Origin of the sequence: Corynebacterium lehmanniae, from assembly GCF_043161975.1 — a bacterium.
Taxonomy (GTDB): domain Bacteria; phylum Actinomycetota; class Actinomycetes; order Mycobacteriales; family Mycobacteriaceae; genus Corynebacterium; species Corynebacterium lehmanniae.
Map to the genome: position 1 here is coordinate 568246 of NZ_CP170998.1, position 20138 is coordinate 588383.

The following is a 20138-nucleotide window of genomic DNA, read 5'->3' on the forward strand; positions in this document are numbered from 1 at the left end:
GGTTCTGTGGGTGCGCTAGGCATTCTGGCGTTCGCGCTTGCGATCGCCGCGTCTATTGCGCTGCACGAGGCCGGGCACATGTTCACCGCCCGCGCGTTCGGCATGCGCGTGCGACGCTATTTCATCGGGTTCGGCCCCACGGTGTGGTCGACTACGAAGGGCCACACCGAGTACGGCCTTGCCGCGTTGCCGTTCGGCGGGTTCTGCGACATCGCGGGCATGACCGCGATGGATCCCCTCACGCCGGAGGAGGAGCCGCACGCGATGGTGAACAAGCCGGCGTGGCAGCGCATCGCGGTGCTGGCGGGCGGCATTGTGATGAACCTGCTCATCGGCGTGGTCATTACCTATTTCGTGGCGGTGTTCTCCGGCATCCCGAACCCGGACGCGGACTTCACTCCGCGCGTGGGCAAGACGGTGTGCGTGGCGGACCAAGTGGATGCGGAGACGCTGGGGGAGTGCTCCGGCGCGGGCCCGGCGGGCGAGGCCGGTGTCCAGGTCGGCGACACGCTGGTGGCGCTTGACGGGCAGGAGATTGAGCAGTTCGGGCAGCTGCGGGATGCCGTCGCGAAGCAGCCCGGCGAAACGGTGACCCTCGAGGTGCTGCGCGGCGGCGAAACCATCACTATCGACGTCCCCGTCGCCGAGGTTGAGCGCATCGACCCGGCGACCGGGGAGCACGTCACCCAAGGCGCAGTCGGCATCGTCTCAGCAACGGATGCGGTCAAGCAGTACGGTCCGGCGGAAGCGGTGCCTGCGACCTTCCGGTTCACCGGCCAGATGCTGCGCGCGACGGTGGACGGCATTGCGTCGTTCCCCGCGAAGATCCCGGGCGTTGTGGCCTCCATCTTCGGCGCGGAGCGCGACATCGAGGGCCCGGTCAGCGTCATCGGTGCCTCGCGCACCGGCGGCGAGCTGGTGGAGCAGGACATGTGGTCCGCGTTCTGGATGATGCTGGCCAGCCTGAACTTCTTCCTCGCCCTGTTCAACCTTGTGCCGCTGCCGCCGCTGGACGGTGGGCACATTGCGGTGGTGCTGTACGAAAAGATTCGCGATGCTTTACGGCGTCTCCGTGGCCTCGGCCCGGGCGCTCCCGCGAACTACGAAAAGCTCATGCCCTTGACGTACGCCATGGCAGCGCTGCTGCTCGGCGTCGGTGTGTTGGTGATGGCCGCGGACGTGGTCAACCCCGTCCGAATTTTTGGCTGACGGTGCTAAAGTTAGCCACCATGAACACCCCCATCGGATTAGGCATGCCCGAAGGCCCGGCACCGACTCTGGCTCCGCGCCGCAAGACCCGTCAGCTGATGGTGGGAGATGTCGGCGTCGGCTCGGATCACCCGATTTCTGTGCAGTCCATGACCACCACGAAGACGCACGACATCAACGCCACGCTGCAGCAGATCGCGCAGCTGACCACCGCAGGCTGCGACATTGTGCGCGTGGCCTGCCCGAAGACGGTGGACGCCGAGGCCCTGCCGGCGATTGCAGCGAAGTCGCCGATCCCGGTGATCGCGGACATCCACTTCCAGCCGAAGTACATCTTCGCGGCCATCGACGCCGGCTGTGCCGCGGTGCGCGTGAACCCCGGCAACATCAAGGAGTTCGACGGCCGCGTCAAGGAGGTTGCTAAGGCGGCGGGCGACGCGGGCATCCCGATCCGCATCGGCGTCAACGGCGGCTCCCTGGACAAGCGCCTGCTGGAGAAGTACGGCAAAGCCACCCCGGAGGCGCTGGTGGAGTCCGCGATCTACGAGGCCGGACTGTTCGAAGAGTACGGCTACGGCGACATCGCCATCTCCGTGAAGCACTCCGACCCGGTGCTGATGGTGGAGGCCTACCGCCAGCTCGCGGAGAAGACTGACTACCCGCTGCACCTCGGCGTGACCGAGGCCGGCCCGAAGTTTATGGGCACGATCAAGTCTTCCGTGGCCTTCGGCGCGCTGCTGTCGCAGGGCATCGGCGACACCATCCGCGTGTCCCTGTCCGCGGACCCGGTGGAGGAGATCAAGGTCGGCGACCAGATCCTGCAGTCGATGAACCTGCGCCCGCGCAAGCTGGAGATTGTCTCCTGCCCGTCCTGCGGCCGCGCCCAGGTGGACGTGTACAAGCTCGCCGAGGAGGTCACCGCCGGCCTGGACGGTATGGAGTTCCCGCTGCGTGTGGCCGTGATGGGCTGCGTTGTCAACGGCCCGGGCGAGGCGCGCGACGCAGACCTCGGTGTGGCGTCCGGCAACGGCAAGGGCCAGATCTTTGTCAAGGGCGAGGTTGTGGAGACCGTGCCGGAGTCCAAGATCGTGGAAACGCTCATCGAGTACGCGCACCGCATCGCCGAGGAGGAGGGCCTCGAGGAGGTCGCAGGCACCAAGGCCGAGGTCAAGGTCACCCGCTAGCATGCTCCGTCGCAGTGTCGCGGGGGTTGCGGTGGTGGCGCTTGCGGCGTCGATAAGCAGTTGCACCCCGCGACCCAACGACGCCGAACCCGCCGCCTCCGATTTTCTCAGCGCGCTGGAAAAGCGCGAGGTGAACTCGTCGCTTATCGACGACGCCTCCGCCGCCGAAACCTCGCTGAACGAGACGTGGGGTGGGCTGCAGGCGGAGAGCTTGAGCGCATCGCTTATCGACGTCCACCAGGACGACAACCTGGCCACCGCCACCTACGAGCTGCGCTGGGACCTGCCGCGAGAGCGAGATCTGACGTATCAGGCGCAGATGACGCTGACACAAAGCGGCAACGAGTGGAATGTGCGCTGGCAGCCGTCGGTTCTGCATCCGCGGCTGGGCGCGAACCAGCACCTGGAGCTGCGCTCGGTGGCGCCCTCGCAGGCAAGCGTGGTCTCATCCGACGGGGTGGAGCTGCTCAAGCCCGGCACCGCGTACCGCGTGCTCGTGGACACGGACGAGATGCGCAGCGCAAGCTCGACGGCCGCAGGTATCAGCGCGGCACTGGCGAAGGCGCACGAGGTGGATCGCGGCGTGCCCCTGCGCGACGCGGAAGGTATTGCCAAGGAGCTGGAGGACGCCTCCGGGACGTACTCCGTCGCCGTGGTGCCCGCACCTGCGCGCGACGCGTTCGAAGCGGCACTGGCAGGCGAGCCCGGCGTGCGGCTGAACGAAGAGGCCGCGATGGTCAACGCGCAGCCGGACTTCGCCCCCGACATCATGGCGCGCGTGGGCGAGCTGGTGCGCGACGACCTGCAGGGCGATACCGGCTGGAGCGTCGACGTGGTCAACGAAAACGGCGCTTCCTACGAGGAGATCAAGCGCCAGGACGCCGCCCCGGCTCCGGCGGTGCACATCAGCCTGGACCACCGCATCCAGCGCGCTGCGGAGATGGCGCTGGAGCCGGTTGCGGGCCAGCAGGCCATGATCGTGGCCATCCGGCCGTCCACGGGCGGCATCCTGGCTATTGCGCAGACGCCGGCCGCGGACGCCGGCGGCAACCTGGCAACGATGGGCCAGTACCCGCCGGGCTCGACGTTTAAGATCCTCACCGCGTTCGCCGGGCTGACCAAGCAAGGGCTCATCCCGGGCTCGCCTGTGCCGTGCCCCGGAACGATGAACCTCTTTGGGCGCACCGTGACCAACTACGCAGGCTTCGGCCTGGGCACCGTGCCGCTGGAGACCGCGTTCGCCCGTTCCTGCAACACCACCTTCGCGGATATTTCCACGAAGCTGGCGCCGGGGGAGTTGAAGACCATCGGCAAACAGTTCGGCTTGGGCATAGACATGGAGATCCCCGGGGTGGAGACCATCACCGGCTCCATCCCCGACGGCGAGGAGCCGCTGGATCGCACCGAGGCCGGCTACGGCCAGGGCTTGGATCTGGCCAGCCCGTTCGGCATGGCGCTTGTCTCCGCAGCGGCCGCTCGTGGATCGTTGCCCGTGCCATACCTGGTGGAGGGCGAGGAGACGAAGCTCAGCGGAGATGCCCCGCCGATGGACCCGCAGGCGGTGGACGAACTACGCCAGATGATGGCCGCCGTGACCGGCCCGGGCGGCACCGCGAGTGCGTTTACCGCGGGCGGGGACATCCGCGGCAAGACCGGCGAAGCCGAGATCAACGGCGGCTCCCATTCGTGGTTCACCGGCTACCGCGCGGACGACGACATCGCCTTCGCCACCCTGGTAGTCCTCGGCGGCGGTTCTGAGGCCGCAGTGGCGCTGTCAGACCGGATGTTGCTGAACCTCGACGCGCCCGCCCAGTAGGCCGCCCAGCGGGCTGTGTTGGCCCGTTTGACCGCGGGTCTACCATTGGGGACATGAATAATCGAGGCCTACTTACCCCAGGAAAACCCACCCCAGAGCGCAAGGTGCCAAAGTCCATTGAGCGCCCTGAGTACGCGTGGAAGGACGAGGTCCAGGAGAACGTCGGCGAGCCGATCGTCCAGACCCGCGAGACCATCGAGGCGATGCGCGAAGCCTCCAAGATCGCGGCGAACGCGCTGGCGCTTGCCGGTGCCGCCGTGGCCCCGGGCAAGACCACCGACGAGATCGACGGCATCGTCCACGACTACCTGGTGGAGCACGGCGCCTACCCGTCGACGCTGGGCTACCGCGGGTACCCGAAGTCCTCCTGCATCTCCCTGAACGAAATTGTCTGCCACGGCATCCCGGACACCACGGTGATCCAGGAGGGCGACATCGTCAACATCGACGTCACCGCCTACAAGAACGGTGTCCACGGCGACACCAACGCCACCTTCTTCGCCGGCGAGGTAGCCCAGGAGCACAAGGATCTGGTGGATCGCACCTACCAGGCGATGATGCGCGGCATTAAGGCTGCGAAGCCTGGCCGCCAGATCAACGTGATCGGGCGCGTGATCGAGTCCTACGCCAAGCGCTTCGGCTACAACGTGGTCACCGATTTCACCGGCCACGGCGTGGGCACAACCTTCCACAACGGGCTTGTGGTGCTGCACTACGATTCCGACGCCTACACCGACGTCCTCGAGCCAGGTATGACGCTGACCATCGAGCCGATGATCAACCTCGGCGAGCTGCCTTACCGCGTGTGGGACGACGGCTGGACAGTGCAGAACATCGACGGCGAGTACACCGCCCAGTTCGAGCACACCATCGTGATTACCGACAGCGGCAACGAGATTCTCACCATCCCGGACGCGGATGTCGCCGCCGGGCAGCACATGCTGGGGGAGTAAACCGCGCAAGAAGGTAAAGCGGGCCCGTACGGATCTATTCCGTACGGGCCCGCTTTACGTCTACGGACGGACCGCAGACAGAACGAAACCCCCATTGCTACGTGCAGATGGGGGTTACGTGTCTCAGCAGCAAGAATTACTTGCTGAGCGGGTGCTGCAGCCAGCCGTTGTAGAAAGCGAAGTTGAAGCCAGCGATGACCAGGCCAACCAGGGCGCCGATGGCGGCAACGATGGAGCCGTCGATCCAGTAGCGAGCCCACTGCGGGACGTCCTCAGCGTTGGTGGTGTTACCGAAAGCATCGGTCGGGTAGAACGGATCCTTCGCGTCGTTGAAGTAGTGGGAAGAACCCTTGCCATCGAACAGGCCCTTGGTGCCGTCGCTGACAACCTCGCCGAAGTCCTTATCGGTCTCCTTCTGCTTGCCGACGAAGACGACGGCCTTGTCCTTGGAGTTGGTCTCGGTGGTGCCTTCCTCAGCGGAGGCGATTGCGGTGCCACCAGCAACGACGGTCAGAGCGGTTGCGGTAGCAACTGCAGCGGTGCGGAAGTTACGCATCGTGTTCCTTCTTTCGAAAAATGAGTTGGAATTGGTTTGCGGGAATCCGCGAACTTAGAACTGGAAATCGCCGTGGACGAAGTAGTTGTACAGCGGGCCAACGATGAGGCCGACAACTGCGGAAACAGCGGTGAAGATGGTTGCGCCGTACGCGAGACGAGCGTAACGCGGCTGGTCACCGAAGTTGTCCTTCTGGCTGCCGAAGATCTGCTCGCCGTCGGTGCCGCGCAGGTTGCCGTCCTTGTCGCGGAACTCGAGCCACTCGGACTGGACGATCTTGTTGGAGGAAGCCGGCTCGACGCCGTCCTTGCTGTCCTTGTCCTCAACCGGGCGGACCGGTGCGGTGTAGGCCGGAGCCTCCGGTGCCTCAGTGCCTTCGGTTGCTGCGGTTGCGACTGCGGTGGAGCCGAATGCCACAGCGACGGCGGTTGCGCCGGCGAGGGCTGCCTTACGGAAATTACGCATGAAACGAAATCCTTCTCTGATAGTTCTTGCACGACGTCCGGGTGGAATTCAAAGAATCCCAGGGGCATTGAGCTCCTAGGACCGATAGCAAGCCCGGTGGGCTCGGTCCCGGTGTCTGCACTGACAATAGCCGAACACTTCCAGCCGTATGCAAGTTGACGCTTAAAATTTTTCAAAAGTTCAACCAAAGGTTGGAAAGCTTGGCGTTCACTGAAAAAATTGGGCTAGACCAAATATCTCTCACGTGCTCTTTTCGGCACCTGTGCGGAAAAGGTCATGCCTTTTAACCCGGTCCCCCGAAAGAGGGGGTAAAGTAGGGGTTTAGACTTCTTTGAACGTCAGGTCGAGGCCGAGGATCGCGTTTTCGGTCACCTCCGCCAGCGACGGGTGGATCCAATACTGCGAGCGAGGAAAGTCCCGCAGGTCCAGCCCGTATGCGAGCACGGTAATCATTTGCTGGATAAGCGTGGACGCCTGCGGACCCATGTAGTGCGCGCCCAACAGCTGGCCGGATTCGCGGTCCGCCACCAGCTTCACCACACCGGTGGAGTCCTCCAAGCCCCAGCCGTAGGCGACATCGCCGTAGTTCTGCACTTTCACCGTGACGTCGAAGCCCGCGTCCGCTGCTTCCTGTCCAGTCAGGCCCACCGTCGCGATCTGCGGGTGGGTGAAGATCGCCGACGGGACGTGATCGTGCGGCATCGGCACCATCGCGGAGTCGTCGTTGCCCGCCCATGCCTGAAGCACGTTGTGTGTCACGGCTCGCTGTTCTGCGTTCGCCACGTGCTTGAGTTGGTATGGGGAAGACAGGTCGCCGAGCGACCACACGCCGTCCACGGAGGTGCGGCCGAACTCGTCGACGGCGACGCGGCCGCCTTCGTGCGTTTCGATCCCTGCAGTGGCGACATCGAGGGTGTCGCTGTTGGGGATGCGGCCAGTGGCGATGAGGAGGGATTCGGAGCTGACCGTGGTGCCGTCGTCAAGCGTGAGCGTGACACCCTCGCTGTTCTCGGTGGCGGAAGTGACCGTGCGGCCGATGTGGACGGTGTAGCGCTCGGCGGCGAGTTTGTTGAACGGCTCCGCGAGGTCCGGGTCCAGCTGGCGAAGCAGCTGAGAGCGGCTGATGATGGTCACCTCGGTGCCCAAGGCGTCAAAGACGTGCGCGAACTCCATGGCAATGAAGCCGCCGCCGACGATGGTCAACGACTTCGGCTGGCGCTCAAGGCGCATGATGTCCTCGTTGGTGTGGAACGTGACGTCGTTGGCCCACTCCGGAATGAACGGGCGGGCGCCGGCGGCGAGGATGATCGTGTCGGCGGTGATGAACTCTTCGGCCCCGCCGCGGCCGGTCTTCAGCGTCTTCGGGCCGAGGAAGGACGCCTCCACGTCGTAGACGGTGACGTTGGGGCAACCGTTGCGGCGGTAGTCCTCGCCGCCCTTGGCGATCAGATCGATGCGGTTGTCAAAGACGCGCTCGACGATCCCGGGCCAGTCCGCGCCCTTGTACTCGAGATCAATGCCGAGCTTTCCAGCCTCGCGCGCCGCGTACGCCTGCTCCGCGGCGAGCACGTACATCTTGGTGGGGATGCAGCCGACGTTGAGGCACGTGCCCCCGAACGCGCCTTTTTCCACAATGGCGACGTTTTTGTCGTCGAAGTCGGGAGTGAGAATGGAGTTTCCTGAACCCGTTCCCACAATGATCAGGTCGTAGTGTGTGGCGTCCTGTAAATCGCTTACGTGAGCGGGCATGGTCTTCTCCTCTATATATATGTGTATTTTGCGTATCGACGTTACTGGGTGAAATGCTGGCCGTCGAGCCACCCGAACACAGCCTTAAACGCGGCCTCGCGGGCGTGGCGCTCGGACAGGAACACGTCGTGGCGCGCACCGTCGATGACCTGCACTTCTGTCTCGTCCGACAGCGTCGGCGCCCAGCGCTGGATCTGGTCGACGTCGAGCACAGTGTCGGCGGTGTCCGCGGCGGGGGAGTAGTCCTCGCCGAGGTACGAATGCGACGAGCACAGCGTCAGCGTCGGCACGCCAGTGTCAACGTCCCCGGCGTGGATCTGTTCCTGCCCCTTGATCACCGCGCGGATCCAGCCCAAATACTTGCGGTGCCCGTCAATCGGCTTCCACTGCGTATTGAATTCCCATTCGCCGTGGAAGTCCTTGTGGATGGACTTTCCGTAGGTGCCCTCGCCGCGCTGCAACAGCGGCAGCGACGGGAAGATCGTGCCGAAGAAATTGAGCACTGGCTTCAGTACGGCCACCTGCCACTTCGGGAACTGCATGTCCAGCCACGGGCTGTTCAGGATCACACCGGCGAGCTTCGCATGCTCCGCAGGCTTTTCGCGGCGCAAGTGATCCGCCCACAGCGGCACAATCAGACCGCCGGTGGAGTGCGCCAGCACCACCACCGAACCGTGCTGCGCCGCGAGGATCTCCAGCGCCTGCGTGAGCTCGGGGAAATACCGGCTCATCGAAAGAGTGAAGTGCGCCCGCTGCCCCTTCCTCAGCGCGCGCCCGCAGCGCCGCAGGTCCAGCGCGTAAAACGGATACCCGTGCCGCGCAAACTCGTCGGCGACGTGGGACTGGAAAAAGTAGTCGGACATGCCGTGCACCCACAGCACCGCGGGCTTGTAGGGGCTTGTGCTTTGCGACGCGCGCACGTCCCGCACCAGCACCGCATCCACGCGGGTTCTACTGTCCGGGTCCTTGCCTTGGGGGAGGACGGCCTGCTCGAATCCGTCGCCGAGCGGGTCGGGTTGCCAATCAAGTTTGTCCATGCGGCCGATGATACTTTTCTGCGAACGGTTCGGACCTGTGGTCGTCGACAAGCCTTTGCACCTTGGCGACGAAGGGGACGTAATATAGTCACCACTCCCAAAAGTCGATAAACATCAAAGGATGACTACGTATGTCTGACAACGGTGGTAACAAGTACGCGGACGAGGTGGACATCCTGCACGTCGGCGCCGGCATCATGAGCGCCACGCTGTGCTCGATGCTGCACGAGCTGGAACCCGACTGGTCCCAGATGATCTTCGAGCGGCTCGACGGTCCTGCCGAGGAGTCCTCCTACCCGTTCAACAACGCCGGCACCGGCCACTCCGCACTGTGCGAGCTGAACTACACGCCCGAGAAAAAGGGACGCATTGATGTCTCCAAGGCGATGAACATCAACGAGAAGTTCCAGCTGTCGCGCCAGTTCTGGTCCTACCAGGTGGAAAACGACGTACTGACGGATCCGCGCGCCTTCATCAACCCCGTGCCGCACGTGTCCTTCGCACAGGGCGAAGACCAGATCAACTACCTGCGCAAGCGCTACGACAAACTCTCCGCAAACCACATGTTCCCCAACATGCAGTTCGCGGACGACCGTGAGACCTTCGCAGAGAAGCTGCCGCTGATGTCCCAGGGCCGCGACTTCGACGCCGAGCCGGTGGCCATCTCCTGGACCAACGTGGGCACCGACATCAACTACGGCTCCCTGACCGGGCAGTTCCTCGACGCCGCGAAGCGCAACGGCACCGAGATCCGCTACGGCCGCGAAGTGACCAATATCAAGCGCGAAGGCAACTTCTGGAAGGTCACGGTCAAAAACGTCCACACCGGTGACAAGCAGGTCGTGCGAGCCCGCTTCGTCTTCGTCGGCGCCGGCGGCTACGCGCTGGACCTGCTGCGCAAGGCAGGCGTGCCCGAGGTCCACGGCTACGCCGGCTTCCCGATCTCCGGCATGTGGCTCAAGACCGACAACCAGGAACTGGTGCAGCAGCACAAGGCCAAGGTCTACGGCAAGGCCAAGGTCGGTGCCCCGCCGATGTCTGTGCCGCACCTGGACCTGCGCGTCGTCGACGGCAAGGAATCGCTCCTGTTCGGCCCCTACGGCGGCTGGAGCCCGAAGTTCCTCAAGGAAGGCTCCTACCTGGACCTGTTCAAGTCCATCCGCCCGGACAACATCCCGTCCTACCTCGGCGTCGGCGCAACCAACCTTGCGCTGGTGAAGTACCTGGTGCAGGAAGTCTTCCGCGACTTCGACGGCAAGGTGGACATGCTGCACGAGTACTACCCGGCAGCAGACGGCAAGGACTGGGAGGTCGTGGTCGCCGGCCAGCGCGTGCAGGTGATCAAGCCGGCTGCCGCCCCGCGCTTCGGCACCCTGGAGTTCGGCACCGCCTTGGTGAACGACCAGAACGGCACCATCGCCGGCGTGCTCGGCGCATCCCCGGGCGCATCGATTACCCCGGCCGCCATGATCGAGCTTTTGGAGCGCTGCTTCGGCGAGCACATGATCGACTGGGCCGACAAGCTGCACGAGATGTTCCCCACCTACGGCAAGTCCCTCAAGCGCGACAAGGACGCTTACGACGAGCAGTGGGCGTGGACGCAGAAGACGCTCAAGCTGGACACGGGCGAAAACACGCTGTAGCGCGACCGCGTCGCACTACAGGGGCAGCGGTTCTTACGTCCCGCAGAAGGTGACGTAGGGCAGCTGCCCCTCAGGCCGGGCCATCCATTCGGGCCCGGCCTTTTCGTTGTACGGGTCGCTCACCGCGGAGAGCAGCTCGTTGTACGCGGTGTAGTCGCCGCGCAGCTCGGCGGCGTCGATAGCCTCCTGCAGCATCTGGTTGCGGGGGATGAAGACGGGACCCTCGCTTCCGTTTATGCCGTGCTCGCGGTTGTAGGTGGTGATGTCGGCGGCGGCGTTGAGCCCGTCGTGGTCGTCCCCGATCCACGTCGCCCAGGCTTCGTCCCAGGCTGGCTGGACAGTTTTGACGTAGGCGTCGACCTTCTCCGCGCCGAGCAGTGGGTAGAGCGCCTCCGCCAGCCGCGCCATGTTCCAGGCGATGATGTTGGGCTGGTTGCCAAATGCGTAGCGGCCCTGGCGGTCGATGGAGGAGAAACTCGCGGTGCCGTCGAAGCGCTCGGTGAACGCGCACGGGCCGTAGTCGATGGTCTCTCCGGACAGTGCCACGTTGTCGGTGTTCATCACCCCGTGGACGAAACCCAGGCGCATCCAGTGCGCCACCAGGTCGAACTGGCGGCGGGTGACGGTGCGCAGCATCTCCTCGGCATCGGCGAAGCCCGCGGCGGCGACGACCTTCTGCGTCAGCTCCTCCGACTGCGTCGCCGCGTACTGCACCGTGCCCACGCGCAGGTGGCTCTTGGCCACGCGCGCCACAATGCCGCCGGGGACCGCGCCGTTTTGGCGGATCACGGTGCCGCCGGTGGACAGCACCGCCAGCGACCGGGTGGTGGGCACGCCGACCGCGTGCATGAACGTGGAGACGAGGTGCTCGCGCAGCATCGGCCCGATCGCGCCCACCCCGTCCGTGCCAGGGCGCGAGAACGCGGTCAAGCCCGAGCCCTTGAGCTGGATCTCATGGCCGGCGGTGTCGCCGAGCAGCAGGGCGCGGCCGTCGCCAAGCAATGGCACGAACTGGCCGAACTGGTGCGCCGCGTACGCCATGGCGTGGCCGCCGGATCCGCCGGAGAGGAACTTGAGGCCGTCGTCGGATTTGAGCCATGCGACATCGAGCCCGAGCTCATTTGCAAGCGGCTCGTTGAGCGCGACAAGCTGCGGGTTCTCAAACTGCGTGCCGGGCTCCGCGTGCGCGAGCTCCGGCAGGGTGTCTGGGAGCGTGTGGGCGAGCTGGGGTTGATTCATGGCTCCACCCTAAACTGATTGGCTATGACTACCGGCCACATCACACTCGTAGGTGGCGGCCCAGGCGCGTGGGACCTGCTGACCATCCGCGGACTGCGCGCGCTCGAGGCTGCCGACGTCATCCTCGCCGACCACCTCGGCCCCTCCGCTGAGCTGGAGGGCTTTTTGGACCTGACCGGCAAAGAGGTCGTGGACGTGGCGAAGCTGCCGTACGCGAGGCAGGTGGCGCAGGAGCGGATCAACGAGATGCTCGTGGAGTTTGGGCGCGCCGGCAAGCACGTGGTCCGGCTCAAAGGCGGCGACCCGTACGTGTTCGGCCGCGGTTTCGAGGAGCTACAGGCGTGCGCCGCCGCCGGGCTGGAGTGCTCGGTGGTGCCGGGCGTGACCTCTGCGGTGTCCGTGCCGGCCGCCGCTTCGGTGCCGGTGACCCAGCGCGGGGTGACGCACGCGTTCACGGTGGTCTCCGGGCACCTGCCGCCCGGGCACGAGAAGTCGCTGGTGGACTGGGGTGCGCTCGCTCGCGTCGGTGGCACGATCGTGGTGGTGATGGGCGTGCGCAACGTGCGCGCGATCACGGCGGCGCTGGTGGAGGCCGGGCTGTCCGGGGACACTCCCGCCGCCGTGATCCAGGAGGGCGAGACCGACGCGCAGCGCGTGTACTTCGCCACCGCGGCGACCTTGGCTGACGTGATGGAGGCCGAAGGCGTCGCCGCGCCCGCCGTGTACGTGGTGGGGGAGGTCGCGGGCCTTGCGCACGCTGGATAGCTTGATCTGGGATGTCGCCTTCGGCGCGGCTGACGGTGGTCAAAGGACAGTGCTCATCTGCCACGACCCGACCCTGGACCTGACCCGCGCGGCGGTCGCGACGGGCACGCCCGTGCTGTTCTGCGACTCGGACTACACGCGCAGCCAGCAGGCCCGGTCGCTCGGCGCCGAGGTGGCCGGGGACGTGCGCCTGGACGAGTACCTCGCCGGCGCGACCGGGGCTGCCGTTGCGGTCGGAGAGATGCCGAAGTCCCTGGCGCGGCTGGATTACCTGGCGCGTTCTATCGCGGGCGCAGGCTTCGACGAAGTGCGCCTCGTGCTCGGCGCGAACAATAAACACCTCGCACGCAGCATGAACGCGACGTTGGGGGAGTCGTTCGAAGAAGTTGCCGCCTCGCTCGGCCGCGGCAAGTTTCGCTGCCTGGTCGCCTCCGGCCCCCGCGAGGTGTCGTATGAGCCATTGCTTTACGACGGCCTCGTCGCCGTCGGCGGAGTTTTCTCCGGCGCAAAACCGGACCGGGGCGGGGAGCTGCTTCGCTCCTGCCTGCCCGCCGAGCCCGGCCGGCTTCTCGACCTGGGCTGCGGCAACGGCTCCGTCACCCGGGGCTTGGGCGGCGTCGCCACGGACGCGGACGCCGATGCGGTGCTCTCCGCCCGCGCCATCGGGCTGGAGGCGACGTGGGATGACGCCGGCTCCCGATTGCCGGACGCGTCCTTCGACACAATCGCGCTGAACCCGCCGTTCCACGACGGCACCACCGTCGACGCCACGTTAGTGCAGCACCTCATCGACGCCTCCGTGCGTCTGCTCGCCCCCGGCGGGGCGCTGTATCTGGTGCACAATTCGCACCTGCGCTACCGCGGCGAGGTGGAGCGCCACTTCGCGTCCGTGGAGCAGGTCGCGCGCGGTAGGACCTTCACGGTGCTCCGCGCCAGCTCGTAAATGTGGTACCGTTTTGCGGTACCACATAAAGGAGGGGTAAATGTCCATCAGTGCATCGGAAGCTCGCCGGACTTTATATCCGCTCATCGAGCGTGTGAACAACGACCGCGACGCGGTTGAAATTGTGTCGCGCAATGGCAATGCCGTGCTTATGGCCGCAGAAGACTATGAGGCATGGGTAGAGACTGCTTACCTGTTTAAATCGCGGGAGAACAGGCGCAGGTTGACTCGGTCCTATGAGGATGCCCTCAACGGCAAGTTCGTTGAGCATGATCTCGATCTGGATGAGTAATGCGCCTCGTTTGGACTGCTGATGCGTGGAGCGACTACCTCTATTGGCAAACCAACGATAGGAAGATGCTGAAGCGCGTGAATCAGCTTCTCCGTGATACGCTGCGAGATCCTTTCGAAGGGATTGGTAAGCCTGAACCGTTGAAATATGGAGCGGATGGTGCCTGGTCAAGGCGTATTACCCAAGAACACCGGTTGGTTTACATGCTCGCAGATGGCGATCTGGTAATCCTGCAGGTCCGCTATCACTACTAGCCCAGAAGAGCAGGCAGCGCGTTGGCGGCGGTGTCCTCGATGACCACGTCGGCCAGGTGCGACAGGTCGGTGCGCATGGGGGTGACCTCGATGATGGGGATCTCGCGGGCGTGCGCCATCAGCGGCAGGCCGGCGGCGGGGTAGACCACCCCGGAGGTGCCCACGATCACCAGCGCGTCAGCGGTGCGCATGCGGCGCTCCGCTTCCCTCCACTCGGCTTCCGGCAACGCCTCGCCGAACCAGACCACGCCGGGGCGCACTGGGCCTCCGCATTCCGGGCAAGCCGGGGGAGTAATTGCTGTCACGGGTTCTTTGGGGAGATCGATGGGCTGGGCGGAGCTTTCGTCGCAAAGCGTACAGCGAAAGTCGAACAGCGAGCCGTGCAGATGGACGACCTCCTTGCTTCCCGCGCGCTCGTGGAGGTTGTCGATGTTTTGCGTGGTCACCGTCGTCTTCGGCGACTTGGCGACGGCGACGTGGCCCGCGTTCGGCTCCGCCTGCTGCGCGAGGTGGGCGCGCCAGAGGTACCAGGCGAACATGGTGTCGGGATCGTCGTGCCACGCGTCGATGGACGCCATGTCCTGCGGGTCCACGTTCTCCCACAGACCGGTCTGCGCGTCGCGGTAGGTGGCGATGCCGCTGTCGGCGCTCATGCCGGCGCCGGTGAAGACCTCGATGTGCGAGGCGTCGGCGATAAGGGCGCGGGCGGTGTCGATGGTGGAGGAGGCGGTCATGGGTGCGACGGTACCTGTGGGGCGGGGGCCAGGGGGCGGTGTTAACGACGATATCGGCATTTAGGGCTGACGCGGCGGTAAAAGCCCTGGTCGCGGTCGGGTCGGGACGGTAAATGCCGATATCGTCTTTTGTACAGAGAGGTTCCCAAGTACCTGAACTGTGGATAACGATGGCGGCGAGTTATCCACAGATGAGCAAGAGCCCTTCCATTTTGCGTGAACCTCTGTCAGTATCGCGGCATGGATCGGGGGAGACAAGCAGAGATTGTGCGCAAACTACGCCATCGGGATAACGTCAACGACAACGCAGGTGCAGTGATCCTGTCATCGAAGCACTGCATGTCGCGGGCCGACTTCTCGGGGCTCGCGTTCTATGAGAGGCGGTGGATCCAGGCCATCGCTGCGGGGAAAGCCGCCAGGAAAGCAGCACTGGCCGGGCGATCAGCTGCAAGGGTGTTGGATATGTGGGTGGTGACGACCGAGGTCAACGAGCCAGTGGAGCTACTTCTGCCAAACGGCAAAGCGCCGCCGAAGAAGCAGCAGCCGGCGAACACGGTCTATCACCGGGCAAGGAAGCGGCCAGCGACAATCCGGCGCTTCGACACACTGCGTGCCACGGATGAACTGACCACGGCGTTCGAAATCGCGCTGCGACATGGTTTCCGGGAGGGGCTCGTCGCCATGGACTGGATACTGAAGTTCTACGCGGACAGAGACACGGTCGAGGCCGAGATGGAGAAGCTGGGCAGGGTGCGAGGCATTGACACGCTGCGGAAAGTAGTGAGGTTCGCGGTGGACAACTCGCGCTCGCCGTTCGAGTCGTACGGAAGAGCGATTCTGATTGAGCGGGTGGCGGAGCACTGGATCGTCAACGGCATGTTTGCCGGCTATGAGGTGGATCTTCGCCGCGGGATGTTCGTGACGGAGATAGACGGCGACTACAAATACGACGGAGTGACGTTCAAACCCACCGACGAGACGCTGCGGAAAGAACGCCGCCGCGAAAAGAACCTGCTGAAGGCCGGCGTCAAGCTACTGCGCCCATCGCCGGTCGATTTGTTGTTCAGAGAAGATGAGTTTGTGGCTGATGTGCGCCGGCTTCTCGCGTTAGCGGAGATGGTTGAGAAGGCGGCGAGTTAGCGCAGGTAGAAGGGGCGCAACCGATAAACCGATAAATTCCGCTCGACCGATAAACCGATAAACCGATAAATTTCGCCGGCGCGAGGGCAGGACCGAGCTAGACCGCAAAAGACAGCGCCACGCACACTATGGGGATCAAAGCTATGCCGACCACCACCCGCCGCAAGTAGCGCTTGCCCGGCGCGTGGGCGGTGTTCACCGCGATCTTGCCCGGGTTCGACGGCAGCACCGCGGCGACCATAGGGTCGTTCGGCGCCGAATAGGTGCCCATGCCGCCCTGGTAGCGCAACTGCTCGTTGCGGGCCTGTTCGTCCGCGTCCGGTTCGATCCCGTCCTTTTTGAGGTCACGCGCATGCCGATCACCACCACATAGATGATGAAGCCGATCCAGAGCACAATCTCCAGCCAGAACGGCAGACTCACGTCCGGCACGACCATGGCAATGTTCATCACCGCGAGCAGTGCGGCCATCGCGAGGATTATTTTGGAAACGACGTCTGCGGAGGCGTCGCAAAGCTTCTCGACGCGCCGGGCCACCGTCTCCGAAAACGGCAACGCGCCGTCGGCCGGGACGTCGACGGTGTGCCGGGCAAGCGATCTCGGCGGCAGAAACAGCGGCAGGATCAGCGTTACCGCGATGCCGATGATCATCGGCAGGGTCGTGCTGAGCAGCGTCTTCGGCGCGAAGCCGTCCGCCTCGCCGGTGGGGCCGATGTGCACCGTCACAGGGTCGGGGATCGCATCCCAGCGCAGCAGGATGTAGGCGAACCCGGCGGCGTAGATCAACGCGGCCAGTCCGTAGCGGCGGTAGTGGGATGGCATGGAGCTCAACCTACACACGCATAGTGAGCAGCGTGCCGTCGACCGCAACGTCGAACCCGGCGGCGGAGGCGATGTCGGCGACGTCGTCGGCGCACGTGGCGTCGTGAGGCGCCAGCGCGCGGGCCAGCTCGCCCTTGTACTGCTTGTTGAAGTGGCTAACCACCTTGCCGGTGTCGGCCTGCTCCACGCGCACCGTCAGCGCTCCGGGCACCGGCCCGAGCTGTTGGTAGGCGCCGGAGCGCATGTCCACCACGAATCCCTGCTCACAAAGTACGTCCGTGACCGACCTGCCCCACCACGACTTCATCGTCTTCCCGCCCACCTTGGAGCCGCCGGAGACGCGGTAGCGGGGGATCAGGTCGCCCGCGCGCACCACCCCGAAAAGCGCGGAGCCCACGGCCAGGCGCGCCAGGGCCTCATCGGGCAGGGACGGAGCGTCGAGGGCGTCGTACAGCACGCCCGTGTAGCGCTGGATCGCCGGCATCACCGGTGCCGCGCGCAACGCGAGGTTCTCCTCGGCCTCCGCGCGTTTGCCGGCAGGGACTTTCAGCTCGCGCATTTGGATGTCCACGTCGGTGGCCGTGAGGACGTCGATAAGCGATGTGCGTACGGCGTCGAGGGAAGGAAACGACAGCGACATGGTGGCGTCGGTGCCGCCGGGGGCTTTGGTTTCAGAAGGCGGGAGCACGATCAGCATGCGCAAAACCCTAGCGGTAAACTTCCAAACCATGATTACACGCCTGTCCACGCTGTTCCTGCGCACGCTGCGCGAAGATCCCGCCGACGCCGAGGTGCCCAGCCACAAGCTGCTGGTGCGCGCAGGCTATGTGCGCCGCGCCGCGCCGGGCGTGTACTCCTGGCTGCCGCTGGGCCTGCGCGCGCTGCGCAAGATCGAAGGCGTGGTGCGCGAAGAGATGGACGCCATGGGCGGCCAGGAACTGCTCTTCCCGGCGCTGCTGCCGCGCGAGCCGTACGAGGCCACCAACCGCTGGGCGGAGTACGGCGACGACCTGTTCCGCCTGAAGGACCGCAAGGGCGCGGACATGCTGCTTGGCCCCACGCACGAGGAGATGTTCACCACCGCGGTGAAGGACCTGTACTCCTCCTACAAGGACTTCCCGGTCACGCTGTACCAGATCCAGACCAAGTACCGCGACGAGGCGCGTCCGCGTGCCGGCATTCTGCGCGGGCGCGAGTTTGTGATGAAGGACAGCTACTCCTTCGACATGTCGGATGAGGGGCTGGACCAGTCCTACGCCAACCACCGCGCGGCTTACCAGCGCATTTTCGACCGCGTGGGATTGCGCTACGAGATCTGCAAGGCCACCTCCGGCGCCATGGGCGGCTCCGCGTCCGAGGAGTTTTTGGCGTACTCGGACAACGGCGAGGACACCTTCGTCGTCTCCACCGCGGGCGACTACGCGGCGAACGTCGAGGCAGTGACCACCGTCGCGCCCGAGCCGCGCCCGTTTGAGGGGCTGCCGGAGGCGGTCGAGCACGACACGCCTGCGTCCGAAACCATCGCGGCGCTCGTGGAGTGGGCGCAGGGGGCTGGCGTGCTTATCGACGGCCGCTCCGCCGAAGCCGCCGACACCCTCAAATGCATGATGGTGAAGGTCAACGACCCGCGTCAGGTAGATGAGGACGGCGAGCCGGTCGGCCCGCAGCTGGTCGGCGTGCTCATCCCCGGCGACCGCGAGCTGGACGAGAAGCGCCTCGAGGCATCGCTTGAGCCCGCCACGTTCGAGCTGGCCAGCGACGAGGACTTTGCCAAGAACGACTTTTTGGTCAAGGGCTACGTCGGCCCCCGCGCGCTCGCGGCCAACGGCGTGCGCGTGCTGGCGGACCCCCGCGTGGTGGACGGCACCGCCTGGATCACCGGCGCGGACGCGCCCCAGAAGCACGTGGTGGGCCTGGTCGCCGGCCGCGACTTCACCGTCGACGGCTTCATCGAGGCCGCCGAGATTAAGGCCGGCGACCCGTCGCCGTCCGGCAACGGCACCGTCGAACTCGCTCGCGGCATCGAGCTGGGCCACATCTTCCAGCTCGGCCGCAAGTACACCGAGGCTATGGACGTGCAGATCCTAGACGAAAACGGCAAGCGCGCCGTGCCCACCATGGGCTCCTACGGCATCGGCATCTCCCGCATGCTCGCGGTGATCGCGGAGCAGCGCCACGACGACAAGGGCCTGGTCTGGCCCGTGGAGATCGCCCCGTTCCAGGTGCACGTCGCGGTGGCGAACAAAGACGCCGCGGCCCTCGAGGCGGGCGACCGCATCGCCGCCGAGCTGTCTGACGCCGGGCTCGAGGTGCTTTTCGACGACCGACCAAAGGTCTCCCCGGGCGTGAAGTTCAAGGACGCCGAGCTTTTGGGCATGCCGTTCATCGTCATCCTCGGCCGCGCGTTCGCCGACGGCGTGGTGGAGCTGCGGATCCGCGGCGGCGAGACACTGGAGGTCCCGGCCGACGAGATCGTGGCAAAGGTGCAGGAGCTCGTCGCCGAGCGCCTCGGCTAGACCCGCTGGGCGTGGGCGGCCAGCCTGATGGCGTCTCCGCGCCAGGTCGCCGATTCCGCGTGCGCGGCGGCGTAGCGCCACTGCGCGACCAGGTCGCTCTGCATGGTTTTGACCAGCTGGGCGGCCTCTTCTGTGTTTGCGGGCTCGCTGTAGCCCTCGGCGAACTCGTAGCCGGCGGCGGGGACCAGAGACTCGCCGTCGGCGATATCCAGCACGCGAGTCAGTGCCGCGGTGCGCTCGTGGGATGCCTCGCGCAGCTCGCCGACGCGTTCGCGCAGGTCGGCATCGGCGTAGGCGAGCGCGAGGCCAAGCCCGTAGTAGACGGCGTTTTCCCGCGCGAGCATGTCGCGTGCCGCTTCGGTGTCCGCGGCGTCCGACACTGTCTCGGTGACAGGCTCGAGGTCGACGGGGGAGAGCGTGAGTGCGTCGATAGCCTGGGCGACGATGAGGTCCACGGACTCTTCCGGCACCTTGTCGGCGGCGGCGACGGTGTGCTCGAGCACCGCAGACGCATTACCTTCGGCGGGCAGGTCGGTGTCGCCGTAGCTGACGTCGCACGAGGCGGGCGTTTGCCCTTGCGCGTCCAGGCCGCACAAACGAAGCGCTTCCTCTTTCAGCTCCTCGCTCTGCTTCTGGCGCATCTCGCGCCACTGTTCCCGCGCGGGGTCCCCGAAAACCCAGTCGGCGGAGGCCTGCTTGGCCAGCGCCATGATCTCGCCGTTCGCGCGTGGACCCACGACGTCCATCACGGTGCAGCTGGTGAGCAAAAGCGCGGCGGCGGGCAGCAGGAGGAGTTTCTTCACGCGCTGCACGTTACACGC

The 20138-nt window shown here is 65.4% G+C and carries 20 protein-coding genes; 11 read left to right on the forward strand and 9 right to left on the reverse strand.

Annotated elements, in window-relative coordinates:
* Positions 1-6: 6 nt before the first annotated feature.
* From ACF3NP_RS02705 to map, 4 genes are read left to right on the forward strand one after another with little or no spacing between them, the layout of a single operon-like run.
* Positions 7-1209: a M50 family metallopeptidase gene (locus tag ACF3NP_RS02705; protein ID WP_392398948.1), complete on the forward strand. Its 1203-nt coding sequence runs from the start codon at positions 7-9 to the stop codon at positions 1207-1209.
* Positions 1210-1229: 20 nt separating this feature from the next.
* Positions 1230-2393, forward strand: coding sequence for a flavodoxin-dependent (E)-4-hydroxy-3-methylbut-2-enyl-diphosphate synthase (ispG, locus tag ACF3NP_RS02710; protein WP_269952473.1), 1164 nt, complete (start codon positions 1230-1232; stop codon positions 2391-2393).
* Between the two features lies 1 nt (position 2394).
* On the forward strand, positions 2395-4209 hold the full coding sequence (locus ACF3NP_RS02715; RefSeq protein ID WP_269952474.1) for a penicillin-binding transpeptidase domain-containing protein: 1815 nt from the start codon (positions 2395-2397) through the stop codon (positions 4207-4209).
* 53 nt (positions 4210-4262) lie between these two features.
* The gene (gene map, locus ACF3NP_RS02720) at positions 4263-5162 is read left to right on the forward strand and encodes a type I methionyl aminopeptidase (protein WP_269952475.1); all 900 of its coding nucleotides are present in this window, start codon (positions 4263-4265) and stop codon (positions 5160-5162) included.
* 136 nt (positions 5163-5298) lie between these two features.
* Here the strand turns inward: map and ACF3NP_RS02725 are convergent, their stop codons facing one another.
* The 4 genes from ACF3NP_RS02725 to ACF3NP_RS02740 form a co-directional block, all read right to left on the reverse strand.
* Entirely contained in the window at positions 5299-5718 is a 420-nt protein-coding gene (locus ACF3NP_RS02725; protein WP_181888646.1) for a hypothetical protein, read from the reverse strand.
* 54 nt (positions 5719-5772) lie between these two features.
* Positions 5773-6183: a hypothetical protein gene (locus ACF3NP_RS02730; RefSeq protein WP_181888645.1), complete on the reverse strand. Its 411-nt coding sequence runs from the start codon at positions 6181-6183 to the stop codon at positions 5773-5775.
* Positions 6184-6504: 321 nt separating this feature from the next.
* Positions 6505-7932, reverse strand: coding sequence for a mycothione reductase (mtr, locus tag ACF3NP_RS02735; protein WP_269952476.1), 1428 nt, complete (start codon positions 7930-7932; stop codon positions 6505-6507).
* A 41-nt stretch (positions 7933-7973) separates the two neighbouring features.
* The gene (locus tag ACF3NP_RS02740) at positions 7974-8969 is read right to left on the reverse strand and encodes an alpha/beta hydrolase (RefSeq protein WP_269952477.1); all 996 of its coding nucleotides are present in this window, start codon (positions 8967-8969) and stop codon (positions 7974-7976) included.
* Between the two features lie 131 nt (positions 8970-9100).
* Here ACF3NP_RS02740 and mqo point away from each other — a divergent pair, with 131 nt between their 5' ends.
* A complete protein-coding gene (gene mqo / locus ACF3NP_RS02745; RefSeq protein WP_269952478.1) occupies positions 9101-10612 on the forward strand; it encodes a malate dehydrogenase (quinone) in 1512 nt (503 codons plus the stop codon).
* A gap of 33 nt (positions 10613-10645) precedes the next feature.
* On the opposite strand, the gene ACF3NP_RS02750 is transcribed toward mqo, so the two are convergent.
* Complete coding sequence (locus ACF3NP_RS02750; RefSeq protein WP_269952479.1) at positions 10646-11851, reverse strand: protein adenylyltransferase SelO family protein; 1206 nt, start codon at positions 11849-11851, stop codon at positions 10646-10648.
* A gap of 24 nt (positions 11852-11875) precedes the next feature.
* Between ACF3NP_RS02750 and cobA the strand changes: the two genes are divergently transcribed.
* From cobA to ACF3NP_RS02770, 4 genes are read left to right on the forward strand one after another with little or no spacing between them, the layout of a single operon-like run.
* Positions 11876-12616 carry a uroporphyrinogen-III C-methyltransferase gene (gene cobA, locus ACF3NP_RS02755; protein WP_269510439.1) on the forward strand — a complete coding sequence of 247 codons (741 nt, stop codon included), beginning with the start codon at positions 11876-11878 and terminating at the stop codon, positions 12614-12616.
* Entirely contained in the window at positions 12600-13559 is a 960-nt protein-coding gene (locus ACF3NP_RS02760; RefSeq protein WP_392398949.1) for a class I SAM-dependent methyltransferase, read from the forward strand. The genes cobA and ACF3NP_RS02760 overlap by 17 nt, the downstream gene beginning before the upstream one ends.
* A gap of 40 nt (positions 13560-13599) precedes the next feature.
* The gene (locus ACF3NP_RS02765; protein ID WP_239217144.1) at positions 13600-13851 is read left to right on the forward strand and encodes a type II toxin-antitoxin system Phd/YefM family antitoxin; all 252 of its coding nucleotides are present in this window, start codon (positions 13600-13602) and stop codon (positions 13849-13851) included.
* Positions 13851-14105 carry a Txe/YoeB family addiction module toxin gene (locus ACF3NP_RS02770; RefSeq protein ID WP_239356904.1) on the forward strand — a complete coding sequence of 85 codons (255 nt, stop codon included), beginning with the start codon at positions 13851-13853 and terminating at the stop codon, positions 14103-14105. Before ACF3NP_RS02765 ends, ACF3NP_RS02770 begins: the two co-directional genes overlap by 1 nt.
* Here the strand turns inward: ACF3NP_RS02770 and ACF3NP_RS02775 are convergent.
* Complete coding sequence (locus ACF3NP_RS02775; protein WP_392398950.1) at positions 14102-14839, reverse strand: NAD-dependent deacylase; 738 nt, start codon at positions 14837-14839, stop codon at positions 14102-14104. The genes ACF3NP_RS02770 and ACF3NP_RS02775 overlap by 4 nt on opposite strands.
* A 267-nt stretch (positions 14840-15106) precedes the next feature.
* On the opposite strand from ACF3NP_RS02775, the gene ACF3NP_RS02780 reads away from it, so the two are divergent.
* Positions 15107-15979, forward strand: coding sequence for a hypothetical protein (locus tag ACF3NP_RS02780; RefSeq protein WP_239356902.1), 873 nt, complete (start codon positions 15107-15109; stop codon positions 15977-15979).
* A gap of 195 nt (positions 15980-16174) precedes the next feature.
* Here the strand turns inward: ACF3NP_RS02780 and ACF3NP_RS02785 are convergent, their stop codons facing one another.
* Both ACF3NP_RS02785 and ACF3NP_RS02790 read right to left on the reverse strand, forming a co-directional pair.
* Positions 16175-16801 carry a DUF1648 domain-containing protein gene (locus ACF3NP_RS02785; RefSeq protein WP_392398951.1) on the reverse strand — a complete coding sequence of 209 codons (627 nt, stop codon included), beginning with the start codon at positions 16799-16801 and terminating at the stop codon, positions 16175-16177.
* Positions 16802-16811: 10 nt separating this feature from the next.
* On the reverse strand, positions 16812-17498 hold the full coding sequence (locus ACF3NP_RS02790; protein ID WP_392398952.1) for a YaaA family protein: 687 nt from the start codon (positions 17496-17498) through the stop codon (positions 16812-16814).
* A gap of 31 nt (positions 17499-17529) precedes the next feature.
* Between ACF3NP_RS02790 and ACF3NP_RS02795 the strand changes: the two genes are divergently transcribed.
* Positions 17530-19317 carry a proline--tRNA ligase gene (locus ACF3NP_RS02795; RefSeq protein WP_392398953.1) on the forward strand — a complete coding sequence of 596 codons (1788 nt, stop codon included), beginning with the start codon at positions 17530-17532 and terminating at the stop codon, positions 19315-19317.
* Here ACF3NP_RS02795 and ACF3NP_RS02800 read toward each other — a convergent pair.
* Complete coding sequence (locus tag ACF3NP_RS02800) at positions 19314-20120, reverse strand: DUF4439 domain-containing protein (RefSeq protein ID WP_239306782.1); 807 nt, start codon at positions 20118-20120, stop codon at positions 19314-19316. The genes ACF3NP_RS02795 and ACF3NP_RS02800 overlap by 4 nt on opposite strands.
* Positions 20121-20138: the final 18 nt, after the last annotated feature.

Bases quoted from the DNA above. Each gene is read 5' to 3' on its own strand.
- ispG (WP_269952473.1), top strand. From the start codon at position 1,230: ATGAACACCCCCATCGGATTAGGCATGCCCGAAGGCCCGGCACCGACT.
- ACF3NP_RS02715 (WP_269952474.1), top strand. From the start codon at position 2,395: ATGCTCCGTCGCAGTGTCGCGGGGGTTGCGGTGGTGGCGCTTGCGGCG.
- map (WP_269952475.1), top strand. From the start codon at position 4,263: ATGAATAATCGAGGCCTACTTACCCCAGGAAAACCCACCCCAGAGCGC.
- ACF3NP_RS02725 (WP_181888646.1), bottom strand. From the start codon at position 5,718: ATGCGTAACTTCCGCACCGCTGCAGTTGCTACCGCAACCGCTCTGACC.
- ACF3NP_RS02730 (WP_181888645.1), bottom strand. From the start codon at position 6,183: ATGCGTAATTTCCGTAAGGCAGCCCTCGCCGGCGCAACCGCCGTCGCT.
- mtr (WP_269952476.1), bottom strand. From the start codon at position 7,932: ATGCCCGCTCACGTAAGCGATTTACAGGACGCCACACACTACGACCTG.
- ACF3NP_RS02740 (WP_269952477.1), bottom strand. From the start codon at position 8,969: ATGGACAAACTTGATTGGCAACCCGACCCGCTCGGCGACGGATTCGAG.
- mqo (WP_269952478.1), top strand. From the start codon at position 9,101: ATGTCTGACAACGGTGGTAACAAGTACGCGGACGAGGTGGACATCCTG.
- ACF3NP_RS02750 (WP_269952479.1), bottom strand. From the start codon at position 11,851: ATGAATCAACCCCAGCTCGCCCACACGCTCCCAGACACCCTGCCGGAG.
- cobA (WP_269510439.1), top strand. From the start codon at position 11,876: ATGACTACCGGCCACATCACACTCGTAGGTGGCGGCCCAGGCGCGTGG.
- ACF3NP_RS02765 (WP_239217144.1), top strand. From the start codon at position 13,600: ATGTCCATCAGTGCATCGGAAGCTCGCCGGACTTTATATCCGCTCATC.
- ACF3NP_RS02770 (WP_239356904.1), top strand. From the start codon at position 13,851: ATGCGCCTCGTTTGGACTGCTGATGCGTGGAGCGACTACCTCTATTGG.
- ACF3NP_RS02775 (WP_392398950.1), bottom strand. From the start codon at position 14,839: ATGACCGCCTCCTCCACCATCGACACCGCCCGCGCCCTTATCGCCGAC.
- ACF3NP_RS02785 (WP_392398951.1), bottom strand. From the start codon at position 16,801: ATGCCATCCCACTACCGCCGCTACGGACTGGCCGCGTTGATCTACGCC.
- ACF3NP_RS02790 (WP_392398952.1), bottom strand. From the start codon at position 17,498: ATGCTGATCGTGCTCCCGCCTTCTGAAACCAAAGCCCCCGGCGGCACC.
- ACF3NP_RS02795 (WP_392398953.1), top strand. From the start codon at position 17,530: ATGATTACACGCCTGTCCACGCTGTTCCTGCGCACGCTGCGCGAAGAT.